The sequence below is a fragment of the Pseudomonas sp. B21_DOA genome, assembly GCA_030544685.1.
In the GTDB taxonomy this organism is placed as follows: domain Bacteria; phylum Pseudomonadota; class Gammaproteobacteria; order Pseudomonadales; family Pseudomonadaceae; genus Aquipseudomonas; species Aquipseudomonas fluorescens_AO.
On the sequence record CP086683.1, the window covers coordinates 1,296,482 to 1,315,753 of the forward strand.

Here is a 19,272-nt window from a genome sequence, read left to right on the forward strand (position 1 = left end):
CCTCAAGGCATGATGATTTCTCTGGGGGCGGCCAAATGCCAACTTCATCTACTGCGTTAAACCCACGCGAACAACTCGACGCCCCCGAAGCCGGCCGCGTTGCGCTGAAGTTCTTCTTCAACCTCATGGAGCACTGGGGCTGCAGCGCCGAGCAGCAACGCACCTTACTTGGCGGCGTCGGCAATACGACGTTCTACAAATACAAACACCTGCCGCCTAACATCCGTTTGCCTCACGATACCCTTGAGCGCATTTCGTACCTGATGGGCATTCACAAGGCGTTGAGCATCATCTTCAGCAACAGCCGCGAACGTGCCTACACCTGGGTCAGCAGCCCGAACACGGCAGCACCGTTCAATGGCAAAACGGCGCTCGATTACATGCTGGCGGGGAGGGTGATCGACATCGCCGATGTGCGCCGCTACCTCGACGGAGTGCGCGGTTGAAGACCCCGGCGCTGGTCGATGTGCCATGGCCGGGGGCGTATCGCATCGTCAACAGCAGCTTCCCGCCGATTGCTCTCTTCGAAGACGTGCTCGACCCCGAAGACCTCGAAATCGCCTACGCCATCGAAGCGCTGACCAACGATCGCCTGATCGAACAGGCCGGCGTACTCGCCCGCGTACGTCTCGAAGATCGCCTGTCCGGCCCCGGCTCCAGCCCGGTAATGGCCGCCTTCACCCACGTCGGCAAACGCAGCCGTTTCAGCGACGGCACCTTCGGCGTCTACTACGCCGCGAGCAGCCAGGCAGCGGCGATTGCCGAGACCTGTTTTCATCAGGAGCGTTTCCTTGCTGCGACTCAGGAAGCCGATCTTGAGTTGACCATGCGCACCTACGTCAATCGAGTGGTTAAGCCGCTACATGATGTTCGCCATGGCTTTGAAAGCCTGCATCAGCCTGACCCGGAAGCTTATGGCCCTTCGCAGGCATTCGCGCGGCAACTGCGCGACGCTGAATCGTGGGGCTTGCTCTATAACAGCGTGCGATTGGCTGGGCATGAGTGTGTTGCAGCGCTTCGGCCGCCGGCGGTTTCGATTCCGAAGCAGGGGAAGCATTTGCGGTATGTGTGGAGTGCGAGCGAGCGCAAGATTTCGATTGTGTTTGAGATTAATCGGGTTTGAGCCCAAAAGCCCTCGCATTGACGAGAGGGCTTAGTGGGACGATTTACGTCAATGGCTGACTGGCGGCGCATCCAGCACCTTCACAACATCATTGATCAGCGCCTTGCTCAACTCCTGCAAATACTGCGAGGCGTAGGCGTGGAGATCAGGATCTCGAGAAATCGTGGAGTCCGCAGTGAGAAGCTTTGAAATGTGGAGCAGGTGCGAGGCATGTGACAGAGCGGCAACCACCGGCACGCCTCGGTTGGTGCGGAACATCGCCTGGTTGGACTGAAAGGAAAAATGCGTGAGGCCGGGTAATTTCAGATCGAGGAGATTGGTCATTTCGCTTCACCGTTCGATTGAAAGTGAGGCGCGGTGAGCGGTTTAGCGAGGCGGCGGATTGCGGATGGATTTATGTCATTCATCTGGGAACTCCCTGTATCAAATGAAAGAGCTGCCTTTTCGTTCTCAGGCGAAAGGGTGGCAGCTATGCGCAGGCTGAGAAACCGGAGATACAGGAACCCGGCAGACCCGAAGGTCTCCCACGCACAGCCGCCATTGCACGTTAAGACGGACACAAAAAAGCGCCGGCAATCGTGGGTTGGGGCGCTGGTGCGCCTGCATCTTACGCGGGTTCTCAGGCCCGGTCGCTGAATGGGCAGCGACGGGATTGACGGTAGCTCGACACGAGCAAGTGCGCAATCATGGCCGAGTGCTGGCCTTGAGCGGTTATTTACACGTGCAACAATTTTGTTGCGCATGCATCAGATATGTTGCACATTCGCTCTACCGAAACAGCGAGTGATGCACATGAAGTACAGCGAGTTTCGGCGATGGTTGAAAGCCCATGGCGTTGAGTTCCAAGCCGGCAAGGGCAGCCATTTCAAGGTTTCCTTGAATGGCAAATCAACTGTGTTTCCCGATCACGGAGCCAAGGAAATGGGCGAAGGGTTGAGAAAAACGATAATAAAACAGCTGGGCCTAAAGGATTGAGGCCCAGCTGTACCCATGAGAGGAAGCGTGATGTTCGAATACGCCTTGGATGTTCACGAAGAGCCGGGCAGCGTCTGGCTGACTTGTGCTGCTATTCCAGAGATGCACGCTGTCGGCGACACTCTGGGGAGGCATTGGCTACCGCCATCGATGCGATTGAGACGGCATTTTCCATCTATGTGGATGATCGCCGGTTGATCCCAACTGCTCACACAGGAGAGCCGGAAAACGATGTTGTGTTGCGCCTCCCTGCACTGACTGCCGCTAAAGTTGCGCTTTGGAATACGCTATTGGAGTCAGGTGTCAGCAAAGCCGAACTGGCGCGTCGTCTCGGCGTGCAACGGCCCCAGGTCGATCGACTAGTTGATTTCCTGCACCACTCCAAAATCGAGAATGTCGAGCGCGCATTGCAGCAGTTAGGGCGGCGGATTTCTTTATCGGTGGAGGCGGCGTAGTTCAGCATTGAACGTTAGAAAGATCACCCTATGAGGCGGTTCAGCGCGCAGCGTCTAAATATGACGCGGTATCTGCGTCGTTTTCGAGCCTTCGCTACTGATAAACAGGCAGAGTTCAGCGGCTCGGCGGCAACCTTCCAAAGCGACTTGTAAGAGGGATAAACGATGGATCGTGAGAAGGAACAATTTCAGCAGGATTTGCTGGACTCTGTACGGCAAATGAATGCTGGAAAAGCTGCACGCGTCACCGAAGGGACCCTTTCACCACCAGTCGGCACGCCAGATAAGATGGGTGAAGTATCCGCACCCGAGAATTAACAAAGCCTCTGCATTTCCTTAGGAGCTTCGCTTTGTAGGGCAAGCAGGAGCGGGGCAGACCTATCTTTTCTTGTTTCGAAAGCGGTATCTGCGCCCAGTGATGCTAGCTTTGAATACCACATCAACTTGCTTGCATATGCTTCGGTATCGAGCCAGTGCACTATTCAAGGAAAGCGCGTAATGGATCTACACCATGAGTTCGAGGACAGCCAATTTTTCCACCGATCCCGTATCGATCGTCGCGCCGCCGATGCTTTGGTCGGGTTGGCCGCTGGGATTACAGCCGACGGTATCGTGAACATTACTGAGGCGGTTTTTCTAAAGCAGTGGTTGGAGGACAATCTCGCGCATTTGAACGATCCGGTGATCAACCTGCTGTATTCGCGTTTAGCGTGCATGCTTCAGGACAATGCTCTAGACATGGATGAGTCGCAAGAGCTGCTGAACATTCTGCGTAGTTTCTCTGGCGTGGGCATTGAGAGACCGAAGGATGGCGGTACTGCTGCCGTTACTCCTACGGATCTTCCTTTCAATTCACCAGTCCCCGATCTGATTTGGGACGGCCGAATGTTCGTCTTTACCGGCGTCATGGCCTTTGGGCCGCGTAAGGATTGCCAGGCGCTGGTCGAAGAGCGCGGCGGCCTGATTGGGGGCAGCATAAGTAAAAAGGTGCATTACCTGGTGGTTGGTAGCGTGGGTAACGAGCAGTGGCGCCATAGCACTTATGGAACGAAGATCATGAAGGCCGTCGAGCTGCGTGAGGCGGGAGCGTCGATTGCCATTGTGGGTGAGGGCCATTGGCAGAAGATGCTATTTGGCTGATTTGTATCGTTATTAGTGCTTCAGGAGGCCCAGCGTTTTTTGATCCGCCGATCTTCGGTGGCTCTGGCGGCCTCATCGCGAGCAGGCTCGCTTCAGACTCCAGCACGTGGACAAAAAGTGGACGCCTCAGAAACAACGAAGCCCCTGCATTTCTGCAGGGGCTTTGTTTTGTATGGTGCCGGCACCAGGAGTCGAACCCGGGACCTACTGATTACAAGTCAGTTGCTCTACCAACTGAGCTATACCGGCGTGTGGGCGACGATTATAGCGATTGGGAAGATCCTGTAAACCCCTGAATTCAGACTATTTTTGCGTTGCCGCAAATCACGCTCTGCGCAGTACGTTTCGCAGCTTCTGCACTGCGCGAACGGTGCGGCTGTTTTGCAGGGCATGCAACTGCGTTTCGGCCTGTTCGGCGCGGTGCAGGGCTTCGGCGAGCTGTTTGGCGGTGTCGGATTCGTCGGGGCTGGGCGTGGTGAGCGGGTGGGCGAGGGCGTGGCCGCGGCAGAGCTGGAAGTTGTCGAGGTTGCAGGGCGGGATGTCGAACGCGGGTTTGAGGTTGAGTTGTTCGTTGGCGAGGAACCAGGTGTTGAGGCCATCGAACAGGATTGATTGGTAGCCGGCATCGGTGACCAGGTGTTCCCAGGTGTGATCGCGCAGCCATGGGGTTTCGATGAGGATGATCCAGGGGCGGAAGCGGTTGAAGTCCATGCCGCGCAGGACGGTTTCTTCGTGGCCTTCGACGTCGATCTTGAGGAAGTGGATTGGGCGGTCGGGGGCGTGTTGTTCGCAGAGCGAGGTGAGTGTGCGGGCCTCGACCGTAAAGCTCTGCACGGTCATGCCGAGGTCTTTGCGTTGTTGGGCAACGACGGGGTCGGCGGTGGACAGGCCGGTGTCCGGGATGCCGTAGAAGGTTACGGCGCCGGGCTGGTCGCTGGCGATGCATTGCACGGTGGTGTCGCGCGGGCGTTGCTGGCAGAGCGCGTCGTAATAATCCTGCATCGGTTCGACGTTGATTCCGTGCCACCCATGATCGTAGAACGCTTTGGTGACCGAGTCGTGGTTCGGGTCGTTGGCGCCGACGTCGATGTAGAATCCGTGTTCGAACTGCTTGAGCGCGCGCCACAGGCGGACGTCTTCGAAGTTCTGTGCATAGGAGATGAACGTCACGGTCGCTTCCTGTCGGTCGATTTTTTATTGTTCAGGCATGTGCCGGCGAGGCGGTGAGGCTTTGTATAGCAAGGCTGGCGGATGCTCGCAATTATTCACTTTGGATGCCCGGTATTCGGCGGTTATGCCGTTTGATTGGCGGCTTATGCACAACGGGAAGCCTTGGTCACCGACTTAGTCCGGTTTTTTAGCAGGCATTCTCCATTTTGTATGCAAATCGCTGTTTTGCCGGTTTTTTATCTATGTGAACAAAAAATGACCAGAGCAGCACAAGGGCCGAAACAGGCGGTGATATTGGATCCGCGTAAATTTCATCAACAGAGTTATCCACAGGTTGGCAGGCTGTTATCCGCGCTCGGCCAAGAGCAGCAGATTACGCGGCGTCAGCGCCGTTTCGCAGAATGTGCCCAGACGCACGGCATAGCCTTGCTCGACCAGAAAAAGCGCGCGATCCAGATTCAGCCAAAGCTCCAGTGGCCGGCGGAATAGCCCGCGCAGCAATTCCAGGTTGCGAGCTTCGGCCAGACGTTGCCAACCGGCGGTTTCCAAATGCTCCCAATTCGTCGAGCCGGTTGTGGATAAGTCTTTGAGAGCGGCGAGATCGCGGCAGTAGTCAGCGAACGGTTTATCCAGCCAGGCGCTCGGCAATGACGGGGTGGGCAAGTATTCGTCAACGCCACGCAACTGCCGTTGCAGCAAGTCGAAGGCCAGTCGTCGCGCCATGGACGTGTCGCGCTGGCGTCGGACTCGTGCACCGGCGGTGACGGTTTCGCTCATCGGCAGTGCCAGATCTTCCCGCGATACCCGTAGGCAAGATCGCAGGCCGTTGGAGGACAGTGCCTGATTTTCGCTGTGGACGGTGCGGTTGTAGCAACACGGCGCAATCGCCATCTGCTGGCACCCGGTCGCGCTGGCCAGTTGCATCAAGCGGACATGCAGATCGCCGCAAGCGTGGAGCGCGACGGGGGTGTGCGCAGCGTTCAACACGGCGGATGCGTCGGCCGCCAGCGCGTCCTGTTCGATGTGCAGAGCATGCAAATGGTGGCGCCGACTCAGTGCCTGACCGCTGGCAACCAACGCAGGATCGTACTCGACACACGTCAGTTGCTGTCCTGCGTTGAGCAACCGCCGGCCCAGATGACCTTTGCCCGAACACCAGTCCAGCCAATGCGTCGGCTGCGATGAAAAAGCCAAACGGCTGGCAAACGCCTCGATCTGTTGCCATTTGCGCCCCGGCACATCGACATTCAAGCGGTGGCCGGCGGTTTCAAGCGCATGCCCCGGCAGCGAACCGACCGCACTCAATTTTGCCGATAACTTTGCCAATGACGCGAACGGCTCAGGCGCATCGGCAAGATCAGCAGGCTGGTTATGAGCGTTCTCTGCGTCGCCCAGTGACCGCCCGCGTAGCCACGAAGACAACTCGGGGTAGGACGTTTCCCAAGGAAGCGAAAGATGCGTAAACGGACGAGGTTTCCAAAGCGCCTGATGCTTGATCAAAAAGCATCCAGCGCGCGGAAGCGGGCGAGTAGGGCCTCGCCCGTCAGCACGTGGGAAGTATCAGCGGCCTTGGCAGGCATCGACGCGCAGCCAGCGCTCCAGCAGCTTGAAGCCGCGAACCAGCACGTAAGCCATGACCAGATAGAACACACCCGCGGCGAAGAAGATCTCAACCGGCAGATAAGTGCGGGCGATGATCGTGCGCGCCATGCCGGTCAGTTCCAGCAGGGTCACCGTGCTGGCCAGGGCACTGGCCTTGAGCATCAGGATCACTTCGTTGCTGTAGGCCGGCAGGCCGATCCGTGCTGCACGAGGCAGGATGATGTAGAACATCGCTTTGGGCCGGGACATGCCCAAGGCACGGGCGGCTTCGATTTCACCGGGTGGAATTGCCTGAATCGCGCCGCGCAGGATTTCAGCGATGTACGCCGCCGTATGCAGCGTCATGGTCACGGTTGCACACCAGAACGGATCGCGCAGGTACGGCCACAATGCGCTTTCACGCACCGCGTCGAACTGCGCCAGGCCGTAATAGACCAGAAACAGCTGCACCAGTAACGGTGTACCGCGGAAAAAGAAGATGTAGGCGTAAGGCAGCGAGCGCACGTACCAGCGCTTCGAAGAACGGGCGATGCCCAGCGGAATGGCGAGCAGCAGGCCGGCGATGACCGCAATGGCGACCAGTTCCAGCGTCAGGGTCGCGCCCTGCGCCAGTTTCGGCAGCCACTTGATAATGACTTCCCAGTTCATTGCGCGCTCCTCGCAAAGCCGCGAGCGGCGCGTTTTTCCAGAAAGTGCATGCCGGTCATCGCCAGTACCGTCAGGCCCAGATACATGACGGCCGCGACCATATAGAAGGTGAACGGCTGTTTCGACACGGTCACGCCGATTTGCGCGTGACGCATGATTTCTTCCAGGCCGATCACGGAAACAAGCGCGGTATCTTTCATCAAAATCATGAACAGATTGCCCAGCCCGGGCAGGGCGATGCGCCACATCTGCGGCATGATCAGGCGGGTGAAGATCCGCCATTTCGACAGGCCCAGGGCCTGGCCGGCCTCACGATGACCTTTGGGAATGGCCAGCAGGGCGCCACGAAACACTTCCGTGGCGTAGGCGCCGAAGCACAGGCCCAGTGCGATCACACCGGCGGCAAAGGCGTTGAGTTGCAGGTCGGGGTTGCCGAAGTACTCACCGAGGGTGCGCATCAGGTTGACCGTACCGAAGTAGATCAACAGCACCCAGAGCAATTCGGGGACGCCGCGTACCAGCGTCGAATAAGTGCCGCCAAGCCATTGCAGCGGCTTGTACGGGGAAGTCTTGGCCAAGGCGCCGAGCAGGCCGAGCACCAGGCCCAGGCACAGGGCGGTGAGGGCCAGTTGGACGGTCATCAGCGCACCGGCAGCAAGCGCCGGGCCGAATCCGTAGAGGTCGATAATCATGGATTTCTGTTCAAATCGCGGCAGGCAAGGTCGGAAGCCGGCGCCGCTGTAGCACGGCGCCGGTCCGTAGATCAGATCAATAGATGCTGAACGGGAAGTACTTGTCGTTGATTTTCTTGTAGGTACCGTCAGCGACGATTTCCTTCAGCGCGGCGTTCAGCTTGTTGCGCAGTTCGTTGTCACCCTTGCGCACTGCGATGCCGATCTTGTCGCTTTCCACCACCGGGTCGCCCTTGAACTCGTAGTTCTTGCCAGCGTCGGTTTTCAGCCAGTCGTAGTTGGCGTACTTGTCGGCGAGGATCGCGTCGACACGACCGGAGGTCAGGTCGAGGTAGGCGTTTTCCTGGGTGTCGTAGAGGCTGACCTTGATGTCGTCACCGTAGGTGTCTTCCAGCCAGGTCCCGGCCAGCGTTGCGCGCTGGGTGCCGATGGTCTTGCCCTTGAGCGAGTCCTTGTCGGTCTTGAAGTCGACGTTCTTCGGCGCGATGAACTGCAGCTTGTTCGAGTAGTACGGGTCGGTGAAGTCCACCGCGCCCTTGCGCTCGTCGGTGATCGACAGCGAGGAGATCAGGAAGTCGAACTTCTTCGCATTCAGGGCCGGGATGATGCCGTCCCAGTCGGACGTCACGACGGTGCACTCGACTTTCATCTTCGCGCACAGGGCGTCGCCGATTTCCTTGTCGAAGCCGACTACCTGGCCGCTGGCGTCTTTGTTGTTGAACGGCGGATAGGCCGCTTCGATGCCCATTTTCAGGGTCTCAGCCATGGCACCGGCGCTGAACGCCAAGGTGACGGCGGCAGCCAGGAAGACCTTTTTGAAATTCTGCATGCATGTTGCTCCGTTAGCGGTTGCTGGACATGAATTGTTTGCAGCGCGCCGAAAGCGGGTTATCAAACACCTGCTGTGGCGATCCTTGCTCTTCTATAAGGCCCTGATGAAGGAACACCACTTCGCTGGAGACCTGGCGGGCGAAGCCCATTTCGTGGGTCACGAGCAGCATGGTGCGGCCTTCTTCGGCCAATGCGCGGATGACACTAAGTACTTCCTGAACCATTTCCGGGTCAAGGGCGGAGGTGGGTTCGTCGAACAGGATCACCTTCGGCTGCATCGCCAATGTGCGGGCGATGGCCGCGCGTTGTTGCTGACCGCCGGACAATTGCGCCGGATAGGCGTGGCGCTTGTCGGCGATGCCGACCTTGGCCAGCAGCGCTTCGGCGACTTCGATGGCCTCGGCCTTGCTCTGGCCGAGCACGCGGCGCGGGGCCTCGATGACGTTGTCGAGCACGCTCATGTGCGGCCACAGATTAAAGTTTTGAAATACAAAACCAATCTCCGAGCGCAGGCGATTGATCTGTTTGCCGTCGGCGGCGACCAGTTCGCCGTTCTTCGCGGCCTTGAGCTTGAGTTCTTCACCGGCCACCAGGATCTGGCCCTGATGCGGGTTTTCCAACAGGTTGATGCAACGCAGGAACGTGGACTTGCCGGAACCGGAAGAGCCGAGGATCGAGATCACGTCGCCGTCGCGGGCGGTCAGCGAGATGCCTTTGAGCACCTCCAGCTGTCCGTAGCGTTTGTGCAAGTTGCGGATTTCAAGCGCGGGCGTGGCCTCAGCCATGTGCGTTCCTCATATATGTTGCGCTCCTGCTGTTGGCGGACCTTCCTGGCGAGGCGGCCAAGCTAGCATAGCGTTTCAATGGCAGCCAACAGCGCTACGAGCGGTAAACGGGTGGCATGTGGCGGGTTGTCGCATCGGCGCAGCAGACTGTCGCCCCATCAACAACCGAACGGGTGTTTGATCGTGCAAACCCGTGGGTGCCGCGTAAAAAAGGCGCGATGTTGCCAGCTTTGACGGGGTGTTGGAAGCGCTATCCGGCCGAACGTTCCTTATTCGCCCTTTTTCTGTGCGTCGCACACTTTTTCTGTGTGTTTCTGGTGCGCGGATTCGTCTTGAAAGTGAGTCGCTGGGTAACGTTCTGGCGAATAGCCATTAAACTCAAGGACTTGCATCGGATGCCGAAGACCCCGGGCCTCAAGGACCTGAAACATTTTGGCGCAAATATTGCGTGCAGAATAAGGAACAGGCCGTTGGATTCTTTTTACGAGAAAGAATTTTCAGACGCGCCGGATGCACTCGCTTTCCTTGCAAAGGTAGTCTCTATGAGCAGTACCCCAAGCTCCACAGGCCTCGAACAGGGGCTCAAACCGCGTCATGTGACCATGTTGTCGATCGCCGGTGTGATCGGCGCCGGTCTGTTCGTCGGCTCCGGCCACGCCATTGCTGCCGCCGGCCCGGCCGTGCTGCTGGCTTACGCCGCCGCCGGTACTCTGGTTGTGTTGGTGATGCGCATGCTCGGCGAAATGGCCGTGGCTTCGCCGGACACCGGTTCGTTTTCGACTTACGCTGACCGCGCGATCGGTCACTGGGCCGGTTTCACCATCGGCTGGTTGTACTGGTGGTTCTGGGTACTGGTGATTCCACTGGAAGCCAACGCCGCTGCGACCATCCTGCACGCGTGGTTCCCGGGCGTGGATATTTGGGCATTCGCGCTGGTCATCACCCTGCTGCTGACCGTGACCAACCTGTTCAGCGTGAAGAACTACGGCGAGTTCGAGTTCTGGTTCGCCCTGATCAAGGTGCTGGCGATCATCGGCTTCATCGGCCTCGGCCTTGCGGCGATTTTTGGCTTCCTGCCGACCAGTCAGGTCAGCGGTGTGTCGCATCTGTTCGACAGTGGCGGTTTCTTGCCCAATGGCATGGGCGCTGTGCTGGGGGCGATCCTGACCACCATGTTCTCGTTCATGGGCACCGAGATCGTCACCATCGCGGCGGCGGAATCGAAGGACCCAGGCAAGCAGATCTCCAAGGCGACCAACTCGGTGATCTGGCGGATCGGTCTGTTCTATCTGGTTTCGATTTTCATCGTGGTGGCGCTGGTGCCGTGGAACGATCCTACGCTGGCCAACCTCGGCTCCTACCAGACTGTGCTTGAGCGCATGGGCATCCCGAACGCCAAGATGATTGTCGATATCGTCGTGTTGGTGGCGGTAACCAGCTGCCTGAACTCGGCGCTGTACACGTCTTCGCGCATGCTGTTCTCGCTCGGTAAGCGCGGCGATGCTCCGGCCATGTCGACCCGCACCAACAAGAGCGGCACGCCTTACTGGGCGGTGATGTTGTCGACCGGCGCAGCATTCCTCTGCACCTTCGCCAACTATGTGGCTCCGGCCGCAGTGTTCGAGTTCCTGCTGGCCAGCTCCGGCGCCATCGCCCTGCTGGTGTACCTGGTGATCGCCTTCTCGCAACTGCGCATGCGTAAACAGCGCATGGCCCGCGGCGAAAAGATTGTCTTCAGCATGTGGCTGTTCCCGGGGCTGACCTGGGCGGTGATCATCTTCATCGTCGCCGCGCTGACCATCATGCTGTTCCAGGAAGCCCACCGCGTGGAAATCCTCGCCACCGGTCTGCTGAGCCTGATGGTGGTGGCTGCCGGTCTGCTGGTGTCGCGTCGTCGCAAGATGGAAAAGCGTGGTGCGGTGGTGTTGAACTGAGTCGCAACGCGTGATGTGAAAACGGCCGCTGTCAGGGATGACTAGCGGCCGTTTTGGTTTCTGAGAAGGGCTTATTCGCTCTTGTCTTCCTGGGTGTCTACCGACTTCCCATAAGCATCCAGCGCCACCCCGAAATCCGTAATGAACTGCGGCTCGCTCAGCCAGGCCTGGGCTTGTTCGATGGTCATGCCGTCGGCCCACATGCGGTAGTCGATGAGCATATCGGCAGCCAGGTGGGTGGCGGCCATGCCTTCGTTGTCGGCGTTTTCCATGTCGAGCAGTTCAGGATGGTCGACGATGATGAAGGCCAGTTCGCGCAGCAGGGTCAGCAGCATTTCGTCGCGGCTGACGGCTTCGGCGTCGCGCATTTTGCGGAACATCGCCAGGGTGTATTCCGGAATCGGCTCGGCGAGGTGGCCGAGGTCTTCGTCCTGATCCAGCGGTTTGCGCCCGACCATGCGGATCTGCTTGGCTTTGGCCTTGGCGCGTTTGGCGCGTTTCTGTTGCTTGTTCAGGGATGCCATGGGAGCTCAGTTCTTCTCTTGGGTTTGTGCCGCGATCGCGTCGGATGCCGCTACATAGTCAGCTTGGAATGCCGGGGATTCGATCCACGCCAGTGCGCCAGCCTCGTCGGTTTCCTGCGACCACTGGCGATACTCGATCAGCGCGGCGAGGATGAAATCCATCGCGCCTTCTTCGCCTTCCTGCTCGTACACCAGTTCCAGCAGCGGGTCTTCGAGGAACGCGCTGCACATGGCTTGCTGGCTTATCTTCTCGGCGTCGATCATTTTCTTGAACAGTTCGGTCAGGTCCACCGATTCGAAATCGATGCGGTCATCGTTCGGGTCCAGCTCGACCGGCGCTTCGGCGCGTTTGGTGCGGTTCTGCTTGGCCTTGGCTTTGGCTCGGGTGGCGCGTTTTTGCTGCTTGTTGGCGGAGGCCATGGAGTGTTCCGTCGTGCGTGGAGAAGGGCTCAACTGCGCGGGACTTGCCGGCCGGGTGTGTCGGGGGCCAGCGCGCCGTTCTGCAGCCAGGTCAGAGCGATGGGCCATAGTGTGGCTTGGTATGCGCTGCGAAAAAGCCGAAATGTCCGACTTGTTGTTCGCCGATGTCCTGCGGCGCGATGCGCAGGTGAGTTTTTGTCGCGTTGCTGAAGTAGCCGAGCAGGCGTTCGATCGCAGGGATTGTGCCGTAAGGATCATCGGCGAGGCTGATTGCGAGGGTCTGCGCGCGGACGTCGGCGAAGGGCAGGGCGCCTGTTTTTTCATCAGCGCGCGACCGCTTGGGCGTTGCTCGTAACGTGCGGTGGGCATGCTCCAGTCGCGGACCACGCCGGTTGGCGTGTCCTCCAGCCAACCTAGCCGTTTGCCTGGAAAATAGCCGCAGAGCAGCGCCATCAAAGGCATGACCACATGCCACTTGCCGAACATCCGCCAGCGCTGCTCGGGGGCGTAATCGCGCCAGTAAGCGAACTGCGCACCGACGGTAACCAGCCGTCGTATGACCGTGCCCGACGCTGCCAGGCCTGCCGCGCAGCCGCCGAAACTATGGGCGACTACATCGATTGGCTGACCGGGAAACTCCCGCTGCGCCCGTTTGAGCATCGCTTCGAAATCCAGCGCGCCCCAGTCGGTCCACGAGGCACGTAGCCCTTTGATCGATTCGCGGCGTGATTCGCCAATGCCCCGGTAGTCGTAGGTCATCACGTCGAAGCCGTGACTGAACAGATAGGCTGCGAACCTTGAGTAATGGCGACAGCGCACGGAGGTGGCGGCGTTGATGATGACCACCGAGCGCTGTGGATCGTGCGAACTATGGCGCCAGGTGAAGCCGCCGAGTGCGTAGCCGTCGTCGGCAGTTTCCTTGAAGGACGTGTCTTCAGCTGCAGTCGAAACTGGTTGGCTCAACTCTGCGTCTTCCAACTCAAATGGGGGCTGACTGCCCATGGCGCTTGACCTCGGTGGTTAGTTGCCAACGATAGTCTCAGCGTGGTTCGAGAACAATCCAGCCGGTTTATTCAGGGGATTGGGTGAGCAGGCGTTCTTCAATCAGCGCCTGTTCGCGGTTCAGTTCGGCGCGTAACTCTTCTTCGCTCGGCAATATCGTTTTGTAACTGCTGGCGAACAGTTGCTCATTGCCCTTGAGCATCGAATAACGCGCAACCGAGTCGTTGCTCTCGGCGCTCAGAATGATGCCGACAGTCGGCTTGTCGCCCTCGCTGCGCTTGAGCTCGTCGTACATGCGCACGTACATGTCCATCTGCCCGACATCGCGGGCGCTGAGTTTGCCGCGTTTGAGGTCGATGATCACGAAGCACTTGAGCAAATAGTTGTAGAACACCAGATCGATGTAGAGATCAACGCCGTCAGTGCTGATGCGTTGTTGCCGAGCGACAAAGGAGAAGCCTTTGCCCAGTTCAAGCAGAAAGCTTTGCAAGTGGTCGATCAGGGCTTGTTCGAGGCCGCTTTCCCTGACTTTGCCCGCCGAGGGCAGGCCGAGGAATTCGAGCATGACCGGATCGCGAATGAATTCCCGTGGATTGCATTTCATCGCATTGATGTTGGTGGTCGCTTCCTCGACCACCTCGGTTTTGTCCTGGCTCATGAGCGGGCGCTCGTAGTAGAGCGTCAGGATCTGACGATCAAGGGCACGGCTTGACCAGTTGAGGTCGGCGCATTCGTTCATGTACCACAGGCGCGCTTTCTCGCTTTCGACGCGTAGCAGGCGGCGGTAGTGGGTCCAGCTCAATTCGGGACGCAGTGCGTCTCGAATTGAAAATTTTTGATAAAACAGGCGCATCTTCCACAAGTTGGTTTCGTCGAACCCTTTCCCGAACTGCCCGGTCAGATCCTTTGCCAACAGGGCAATCAGTTGTTTTCCGTAACCCGCACGCTGAGCGCCTTTTTGTTCGAATTCGACGATATGCCGGCCGATTTGCCAACAGGTCTGCACTTGGATCGTGTCGACCGCGCGTAGCACTTTTTGCCGCGCCTGGCGAATCAGGTCGCCCAGTTCGCCCAGCAGTGAATCGATTTTCGGGTCTTGGGTTTCAGCAGGTTTTAGCTGGCTCAGCGGGTCTTCCGCATTCTGGAAACAGAGGCGCAAGCATGCCGGGAATGGCGACGCAGGTATGTCGGGCGAACCTGCGAGTTCGGAAGGAAAGGCGGGATTGGCGTTGCAGGACACTGCCGCCGGAAGGCGCGTAACGGGGTAAATGTCCGTAGTCTATGTCGTACTTTTGCCCAGTCAATCGCATCATCGCGAGCGCTTGCCCTTCGGCCTCTGCTCACGACCTCGCCCTTTGCGATAAACCCACAGCCCAAACACACCGATGGCCAACATGAACGAGGTCCAGAAGCTCTGCCAAACGAACTCGAACCAGTATCGCCGAGGTTGCAGTGCCAAGGTGTAGGTGCTGCGCGGCCCACGATTGTTGGTGGTAATGGAGCCGCTGATCCAGCTTTCGATCAGCATGTAGATTGAAAGGCAGACGGCAATGGCAGTCAGCACGCCGGCGAGCACGGTCAGCCAATAACTCAAGCGGCTTTGCCGATACGGCGGGGGATGGGGCAGGGGGACGCGGGTTCGTTTCTGATTCATCGAGTGATGGCCCTTTTCCGTAAGGGGTAAGCAGTGTTCATCAAATCCCGGACATAAAAAAACCCTGAATCTTGCGATTCAGGGTTTTCGGTATTTGGTGCCCAGAGACGGAATCGAACCGCCGACACGGGGATTTTCAATCCCCTGCTCTACCGACTGAGCTATCTGGGCAACGGGGCGCATTAAAAGGGTTTTTCGGATTTACGTCAACGACTTTTTGAAAATTTCTTAAATTAATTCCGTCGCTTACGAAATATACGGGTTATTCGGCTGGCGGCACGTAGCCTTCGGCCTTGGCGTATTCCTCGCCGGAGAAGTACTTGTCCATTTCGCCCTGCAGATATTTGCGATCTTCGGCGTTCATCATGTTCAGGCGCTTTTCGTTGATCAGCAGGGTCTGGTGTTTCTGCCAGTCGGCCCAGGCCTTCGCCGAGACGTGATCGAAAATATCCTGGCCCTTGGCACCCGGGAACGGGGCGCGTTCCAGCGCGGGCAGTTCTTCTTTGTACTTGCGGCACATTACGGTGCGGGTCATGGCGATTCTCCTGCATTCAAGACGGCGGCCGCGCGTTCGAGCAAGGTCTTGACCGGGGCAGCAAGGCCCAGGCGCGGCGGGGTGGCGAGGTTATACCAGAGCCAGTCGGCCTCGGCCACGTGATGGCTGGCTTCTTGCACCTGAACCAGCCACGGTTCGATGGACAACTGGAAATGGCTGAACGTATGGACGAGGCTCGGCAGCGCCTGCTGCTGGCCCATGGTCAGCGAGTGCTGATCGGCCAGATGCTGCAGGTCTTCCAGATCATCCAGTTCCGGCAGGCTCCACAAACCGCCCCACAGTCCCGTCGACGGGCGGCGGTAAAGCAGAATCGCACCTTCGCCGTTGGCGAGCATTGGCATCAGCGTGCGTTTCTGCGGGATGGCTTTGCGTGGCTTGGGAATCGGGTAGCGGGTTTCCAGGCCAAGCATGTGCGCTTCACAGCCACGCTTGAGCGGACACAGCAGGCAGCTCGGCTTGCTGCGCGTGCAGAGTGTGGCGCCGAGATCCATCATCGCCTGGGTGTAGGCGTTGACCCGATCGTGCGGGGTGAAGCGCTCGGCGTTGGCCCATAGCTGCTTGGCGACCTTCGGTTCGCCGGGATAGCCCTCTTGCGCGGTGAAGCGCGCGAGCACGCGTTTGACGTTGCCGTCGAGGATCGGCGCGCGCAGGCCCATGCTGATGCTGGCAATCGCGCCGGCGGTGGACAGGCCGATGCCTGGCAGCTCGGTGAGTTTTTCCACGTCACGCGGGAATTCGCCAGCGTACTGGCTGACGACGATCTTCGCGGTCTTCTGCAGATTGCGAGCGCGAGTGTAATAACCCAGCCCGGTCCACAGGTGCAGCACCTCGTCTTCCGGCGCTGCGGCCAGCGCTTCGACCGTCGGCAGGGCTGCCATGAAGCGCTCGAAGTAATTGAGCACGGTGCTGACCTGAGTCTGCTGCAACATGATCTCGGATACCCAGACCCGGTACGGATTGATGTCCTGCTGCCACGGCAAATCGTGGCGGCCATGTCGGTCGAACCACTCCAGCACCGCCGTGGAAAACTGCTCCGCTGTCATCGCTTGAACAGCCCCTTCAATGCGTTTTTCAGTTCCGGGCTGACTTTGTCGCCCAGTTTTTCGTCGATTTTCTCGCTGAGCTTGTTGCCGGCCATCTTGCTGGCGACCTGACCGAGACGGTCATTGTCGATGCGGCAGGCCTTGGCGCCCAGTTCCAGCGGGCCACGGCAGCGCAGCGGCCACTCGATGCCGACGAACTTCTCGCCGACCTGACAGGCCGGGTCGGGCATGGCGCTGGTGTCGCCCTCGACGATGATGCCGACGCGGTAATCCATACCCAAAACGCGCAGGTCGATGTCGCCGTCACCGTTGACGGTCATGCCGGGAATGCGCACTTTCAGGTCCGGGTTGCTGGCGACGCCGTTGTGTACGGTCAGGTTGCCCTTGAGCTCCTCGAACGGCGTGTCCTTGCCCCGTGGCTCGCCGCTCAGGGACTTGCGATTGAGGGTGGCGATGCCTTTGCACAATTGCTGTTCAAGGTTGGCGTTGAGCAGCACGCCATTGTTGATGACGAAACTGGCGTTGCCGTTCAGCGTATCGATCAGCGCCTGCTGGCTGTTGCCGCTACCGGTGAGGCTGCTGGTCAGCGTGACCAGACCTTTGACCGGCGGATTCTTGCCTTGGCTTTCGATGATTTTTTCCGCCGGGACGCGATTGAGCCGGGTCTGCAGGTTCAACACCGGCGCGCTCGGGCGCACGTCGAGAGTGCCGTTGGCGACGAAGCCGCCGTTGTACAGATCGCCGCTCAGGTTAGTCAGCGTCAGCAGGCCACCCTGGCCGGTGGCTTTGAGCGCGGCGTTCTGGATCGGCAGTCTGTCGAGGGTCAGTTGGCCAAAGGTCAGGTCGGCGTCCACGTCGAGTTTGGCCAGGCGTTCGACCGGCAGCAGACGCTCGGTGCTCCAGGCGGTCTTGCTCGGTTTGTCCGGCAGCGGCGTGGTGCCTGCGACGGCACCGGCCTCAGTGCTGGCGACTTCGGCCTGACGCGTCTGCGTCGCGCTATTGGCCTGAGCCGATTTCGGTGGCAGGTAGCGGTCGACGTTGAACGTGTCGGCCTTGAGAATCGCGCGCAGCGACTGTTTGGCGAAGTCCTCGACGGCGATGCGGCCGCTGAAGCTGCTGTCATCGAGTTTCAGGTTGATGTTGTCGAACGACAGGCTGGTTGGGGTGGCCGCAACGCGGCTGACCAGTTCGACCTTGCTCAGGCTGCCTTCGCCCATCGCCGGCAGTGTCTGACCGATGCTGTCGACGAATTTCGCCAGATCGAACTGGGCAATGGAAATGCCGCCGCTGATCTGTGGCGTCTTGTCGAGGTCGTTGGCTTTCAGCTCGCCCAGGGCGCGCAACTGGTTGGCGGAAATCTTGATGCCGGTCCATTCGGCGACGTTCGCTGCCTTGTCCAGCAATAACTGGCCCTGAGCGGAGAAGGTCATGGTCTTGCCTTGCAGCGGATCACCAGCGAGTTCACCGGTCAGCTTCAGATCCTCGAACTTGTAGCGTTGCAGGGCGCGCTCGAAGCGCAGCTCGCCGTTGAGCTCGGTGCGCACGCGCAGCACCGGTTGATTGGTGCCGAGGAACGCGGTGGCTTTCACCGGGATATTGGTCGAATCGTGTACCGGGCCGGTGCTCAGTTGAATGCTTTCGGCGCTGAACTGCTTGCCGGTCAGCTCATCGGTGTATTCAACGCGGGCGTTGTTGACGGTCAGGCTGTCGATGTCGAGGCGGATCGGCTGTGCCGGTTTTTCCACGGCGACGGTCGGCTCGCTGGCGGTCGCGCCCGCTGTGGCCGGTGGAGTCGAGCCCGGCGCCACAGGCACCTTGCCGATGTCTTCCCAGTTGCCGTGGCCGTTCTTGTCACGGTTCAGGCGCAGGTTGAGGCCTTCGACGCGCACGTCGCTCATCTGCACTTCGCGGCGCAACAACGGCAGCACGCGCACGGACAGGCCGAGCATCTGCAAGTCGGCAAACGGTTCGGCAGGTTTGGCCAGGGTGGCGACGCTGGCTTCGTGCAATTCCAGGCCGAGCCACGGGAACAGGCTCCAGCCGATATCGCCATTGAGCGTCAGCTCGATGTGGGCCTTGTCGCGGGCTATCTGGCGGATCTCGTCTTTGTAGTCGTTGGGATCGAAGAGGTGCGTCAGGGCAAAGCCTGCCGCCACAATGATCAGCAACAGCCCGAGAAGTACCAGACCCAGGATTTTGCCGAACGCTTTCATGGGCGAGTCCTTGTAGTTAGTCGAATTGGTCATATGGCCGGGGAGTATAGCGCTGCGAGCACCCGGTTCGGTGTGGCGTCATCCGCCGAGGGTCGGTAACGGTACCTGCAACTTTGCTATTGGTCCCTGCGCTTGAGGATGCCCGGCGGGCACCAGAAAGCGCAATTCGGCCCCCGTTTGCGATGCCATTTTCTGCGCTTGGTTCACCGGCGGTTCAGCCATTCCAACGCGACAGGTAATTTTTCGCACGCACAAATGGGACAAGTAGCAAACGTCGTGGTGCCTTTGCAGACGCGGGGTTCGCGGCTTCCCGAGTCGTACGAGAACAGATGACTTGAAAAAAGGTGATATCAGTTTGGTTTTTCTGTCACCTGAGAATGGTAACCTTCGCCAGTTCGTCCGCCCGTCTGCGACTTAACGTCGCGCCTTCAAGGAGCTTCACCTGAAAAAACGGTCATGCCTGCGTGCATAAGGCCGAGGGTGAGCAGTGGCTGGCGAACCATAC

General features: G+C 59.1%; 18 protein-coding genes, 2 tRNA genes and 5 pseudogenes. 7 read left to right on the top strand and 18 right to left on the bottom strand.

The window, feature by feature from the left end; genetic code table 11:
* The first annotated feature begins 35 nt into the window (after positions 1–35).
* Together LJU32_06060 and LJU32_06065 are read left to right on the top strand one after the other, a co-directional pair.
* Positions 36–446: an MbcA/ParS/Xre antitoxin family protein gene (locus tag LJU32_06060; GenBank protein ID WKV89877.1), complete on the top strand. Its 411-nt coding sequence runs from the start codon at positions 36–38 to the stop codon at positions 444–446.
* On the top strand, positions 443–1,123 hold the full coding sequence (locus LJU32_06065; protein ID WKV89878.1) for an RES family NAD+ phosphorylase: 681 nt from the start codon (positions 443–445) through the stop codon (positions 1,121–1,123). The genes LJU32_06060 and LJU32_06065 overlap by 4 nt, the downstream gene beginning before the upstream one ends.
* A gap of 48 nt (positions 1,124–1,171) precedes the next feature.
* Here the strand turns inward: LJU32_06065 and LJU32_06070 are convergent, their stop codons facing one another.
* Positions 1,172–1,447 (bottom strand): DUF3077 domain-containing protein, encoded by a 276-nt coding sequence (locus tag LJU32_06070; GenBank protein ID WKV89879.1) that lies wholly within the window; start codon positions 1,445–1,447, stop codon positions 1,172–1,174.
* A 468-nt stretch (positions 1,448–1,915) separates the two neighbouring features.
* On the opposite strand from LJU32_06070, the gene LJU32_06075 reads away from it, so the two are divergent.
* From LJU32_06075 to LJU32_06090, 4 genes and pseudogenes are all read left to right on the top strand, one after another.
* On the top strand, positions 1,916–2,098 hold the full coding sequence (locus LJU32_06075) for a type II toxin-antitoxin system HicA family toxin (GenBank protein WKV89880.1): 183 nt from the start codon (positions 1,916–1,918) through the stop codon (positions 2,096–2,098).
* A 30-nt stretch (positions 2,099–2,128) separates the two neighbouring features.
* Positions 2,129–2,553, top strand: a pseudogene (locus LJU32_06080) (type II toxin-antitoxin system HicB family antitoxin).
* 165 nt (positions 2,554–2,718) lie between these two features.
* Positions 2,719–2,817 (top strand): annotated as a pseudogene (locus LJU32_06085) (transcriptional regulator).
* 234 nt (positions 2,818–3,051) lie between these two features.
* Positions 3,052–3,693, top strand: coding sequence for a BRCT domain-containing protein (locus LJU32_06090; protein ID WKV89881.1), 642 nt, complete (start codon positions 3,052–3,054; stop codon positions 3,691–3,693).
* Between the two features lie 173 nt (positions 3,694–3,866).
* Here the strand turns inward: LJU32_06090 and LJU32_06095 are convergent.
* The 7 genes and pseudogenes from LJU32_06095 to LJU32_06125 form a co-directional block, all read right to left on the bottom strand.
* Positions 3,867–3,942: transfer RNA gene (locus tag LJU32_06095), tRNA-Thr, on the bottom strand.
* A 75-nt stretch (positions 3,943–4,017) separates the two neighbouring features.
* A complete protein-coding gene (locus tag LJU32_06100) occupies positions 4,018–4,863 on the bottom strand; it encodes an FkbM family methyltransferase (protein ID WKV89882.1) in 846 nt (281 codons plus the stop codon).
* 345 nt (positions 4,864–5,208) lie between these two features.
* A pseudogene (locus tag LJU32_06105) lies at positions 5,209–6,443 on the bottom strand (SAM-dependent methyltransferase).
* Positions 6,424–7,113, bottom strand: a complete 690-nt coding sequence (locus LJU32_06110) for an ABC transporter permease (protein ID WKV89883.1) — start codon at positions 7,111–7,113, stop codon at positions 6,424–6,426. The pseudogene LJU32_06105 and the gene LJU32_06110 overlap by 20 nt, the downstream one beginning before the upstream one ends.
* Complete coding sequence (locus LJU32_06115; protein WKV89884.1) at positions 7,110–7,805, bottom strand: ABC transporter permease; 696 nt, start codon at positions 7,803–7,805, stop codon at positions 7,110–7,112. The genes LJU32_06110 and LJU32_06115 overlap by 4 nt, the downstream gene beginning before the upstream one ends.
* 76 nt (positions 7,806–7,881) lie before the next feature.
* Positions 7,882–8,634, bottom strand: coding sequence for an ABC transporter substrate-binding protein (locus tag LJU32_06120; protein WKV89885.1), 753 nt, complete (start codon positions 8,632–8,634; stop codon positions 7,882–7,884).
* A 13-nt stretch (positions 8,635–8,647) separates the two neighbouring features.
* Complete coding sequence (locus LJU32_06125; protein ID WKV89886.1) at positions 8,648–9,421, bottom strand: ABC transporter ATP-binding protein; 774 nt, start codon at positions 9,419–9,421, stop codon at positions 8,648–8,650.
* A gap of 542 nt (positions 9,422–9,963) precedes the next feature.
* Between LJU32_06125 and gabP the strand changes: the two genes are divergently transcribed.
* Complete coding sequence (gabP, locus tag LJU32_06130; GenBank protein WKV89887.1) at positions 9,964–11,355, top strand: GABA permease; 1,392 nt, start codon at positions 9,964–9,966, stop codon at positions 11,353–11,355.
* Between the two features lie 71 nt (positions 11,356–11,426).
* On the opposite strand, the gene LJU32_06135 is transcribed toward gabP, so the two are convergent.
* The 10 genes and pseudogenes from LJU32_06135 to LJU32_06180 form a co-directional block, all read right to left on the bottom strand.
* Entirely contained in the window at positions 11,427–11,879 is a 453-nt protein-coding gene (locus tag LJU32_06135) for a hypothetical protein (GenBank protein WKV89888.1), read from the bottom strand.
* A gap of 6 nt (positions 11,880–11,885) precedes the next feature.
* Positions 11,886–12,299, bottom strand: a complete 414-nt coding sequence (locus tag LJU32_06140) for a hypothetical protein (GenBank protein ID WKV89889.1) — start codon at positions 12,297–12,299, stop codon at positions 11,886–11,888.
* Positions 12,300–12,328: 29 nt separating this feature from the next.
* Positions 12,329–13,277: pseudogene (locus LJU32_06145) on the bottom strand (alpha/beta fold hydrolase).
* A gap of 91 nt (positions 13,278–13,368) precedes the next feature.
* The gene (locus LJU32_06150) at positions 13,369–14,427 is read right to left on the bottom strand and encodes a PDDEXK nuclease domain-containing protein (GenBank protein ID WKV91049.1); all 1,059 of its coding nucleotides are present in this window, start codon (positions 14,425–14,427) and stop codon (positions 13,369–13,371) included.
* Between the two features lie 183 nt (positions 14,428–14,610).
* Positions 14,611–14,895, bottom strand: coding sequence for a hypothetical protein (locus LJU32_06155; protein WKV89890.1), 285 nt, complete (start codon positions 14,893–14,895; stop codon positions 14,611–14,613).
* A 155-nt stretch (positions 14,896–15,050) separates the two neighbouring features.
* Positions 15,051–15,126 (bottom strand) — tRNA-Phe (locus tag LJU32_06160).
* Between the two features lie 91 nt (positions 15,127–15,217).
* Positions 15,218–15,490 carry an oxidative damage protection protein gene (locus LJU32_06165; protein WKV89891.1) on the bottom strand — a complete coding sequence of 91 codons (273 nt, stop codon included), beginning with the start codon at positions 15,488–15,490 and terminating at the stop codon, positions 15,218–15,220.
* Positions 15,487–16,554: an A/G-specific adenine glycosylase gene (gene mutY / locus LJU32_06170; GenBank protein WKV89892.1), complete on the bottom strand. Its 1,068-nt coding sequence runs from the start codon at positions 16,552–16,554 to the stop codon at positions 15,487–15,489. Before mutY ends, LJU32_06165 begins: the two co-directional genes overlap by 4 nt.
* Positions 16,551–18,767: an AsmA family protein gene (locus LJU32_06175; GenBank protein ID WKV89893.1), complete on the bottom strand. Its 2,217-nt coding sequence runs from the start codon at positions 18,765–18,767 to the stop codon at positions 16,551–16,553. Before LJU32_06175 ends, mutY begins: the two co-directional genes overlap by 4 nt.
* Positions 18,768–18,845: 78 nt before the next feature.
* Positions 18,846–19,061: pseudogene (locus LJU32_06180) on the bottom strand (PanM family protein).
* Positions 19,062–19,272 lie beyond the last annotated feature (211 nt).

Bases quoted from the DNA above. Each gene is read 5' to 3' on its own strand.
- mutY (WKV89892.1), bottom strand. From the start codon at position 16,554: ATGACAGCGGAGCAGTTTTCCACGGCGGTGCTGGAGTGGTTCGACCGA.
- gabP (WKV89887.1), top strand. From the start codon at position 9,964: ATGAGCAGTACCCCAAGCTCCACAGGCCTCGAACAGGGGCTCAAACCG.
- LJU32_06110 (WKV89883.1), bottom strand. From the start codon at position 7,113: ATGAACTGGGAAGTCATTATCAAGTGGCTGCCGAAACTGGCGCAGGGC.
- LJU32_06125 (WKV89886.1), bottom strand. From the start codon at position 9,421: ATGGCTGAGGCCACGCCCGCGCTTGAAATCCGCAACTTGCACAAACGC.
- LJU32_06135 (WKV89888.1), bottom strand. From the start codon at position 11,879: ATGGCATCCCTGAACAAGCAACAGAAACGCGCCAAACGCGCCAAGGCC.
- LJU32_06070 (WKV89879.1), bottom strand. From the start codon at position 1,447: ATGACCAATCTCCTCGATCTGAAATTACCCGGCCTCACGCATTTTTCC.
- LJU32_06060 (WKV89877.1), top strand. From the start codon at position 36: ATGCCAACTTCATCTACTGCGTTAAACCCACGCGAACAACTCGACGCC.
- LJU32_06120 (WKV89885.1), bottom strand. From the start codon at position 8,634: ATGCAGAATTTCAAAAAGGTCTTCCTGGCTGCCGCCGTCACCTTGGCG.
- LJU32_06090 (WKV89881.1), top strand. From the start codon at position 3,052: ATGGATCTACACCATGAGTTCGAGGACAGCCAATTTTTCCACCGATCC.
- LJU32_06140 (WKV89889.1), bottom strand. From the start codon at position 12,299: ATGGCCTCCGCCAACAAGCAGCAAAAACGCGCCACCCGAGCCAAAGCC.
- LJU32_06075 (WKV89880.1), top strand. From the start codon at position 1,916: ATGAAGTACAGCGAGTTTCGGCGATGGTTGAAAGCCCATGGCGTTGAG.
- LJU32_06115 (WKV89884.1), bottom strand. From the start codon at position 7,805: ATGATTATCGACCTCTACGGATTCGGCCCGGCGCTTGCTGCCGGTGCG.
- LJU32_06165 (WKV89891.1), bottom strand. From the start codon at position 15,490: ATGACCCGCACCGTAATGTGCCGCAAGTACAAAGAAGAACTGCCCGCG.
- LJU32_06175 (WKV89893.1), bottom strand. From the start codon at position 18,767: ATGAAAGCGTTCGGCAAAATCCTGGGTCTGGTACTTCTCGGGCTGTTG.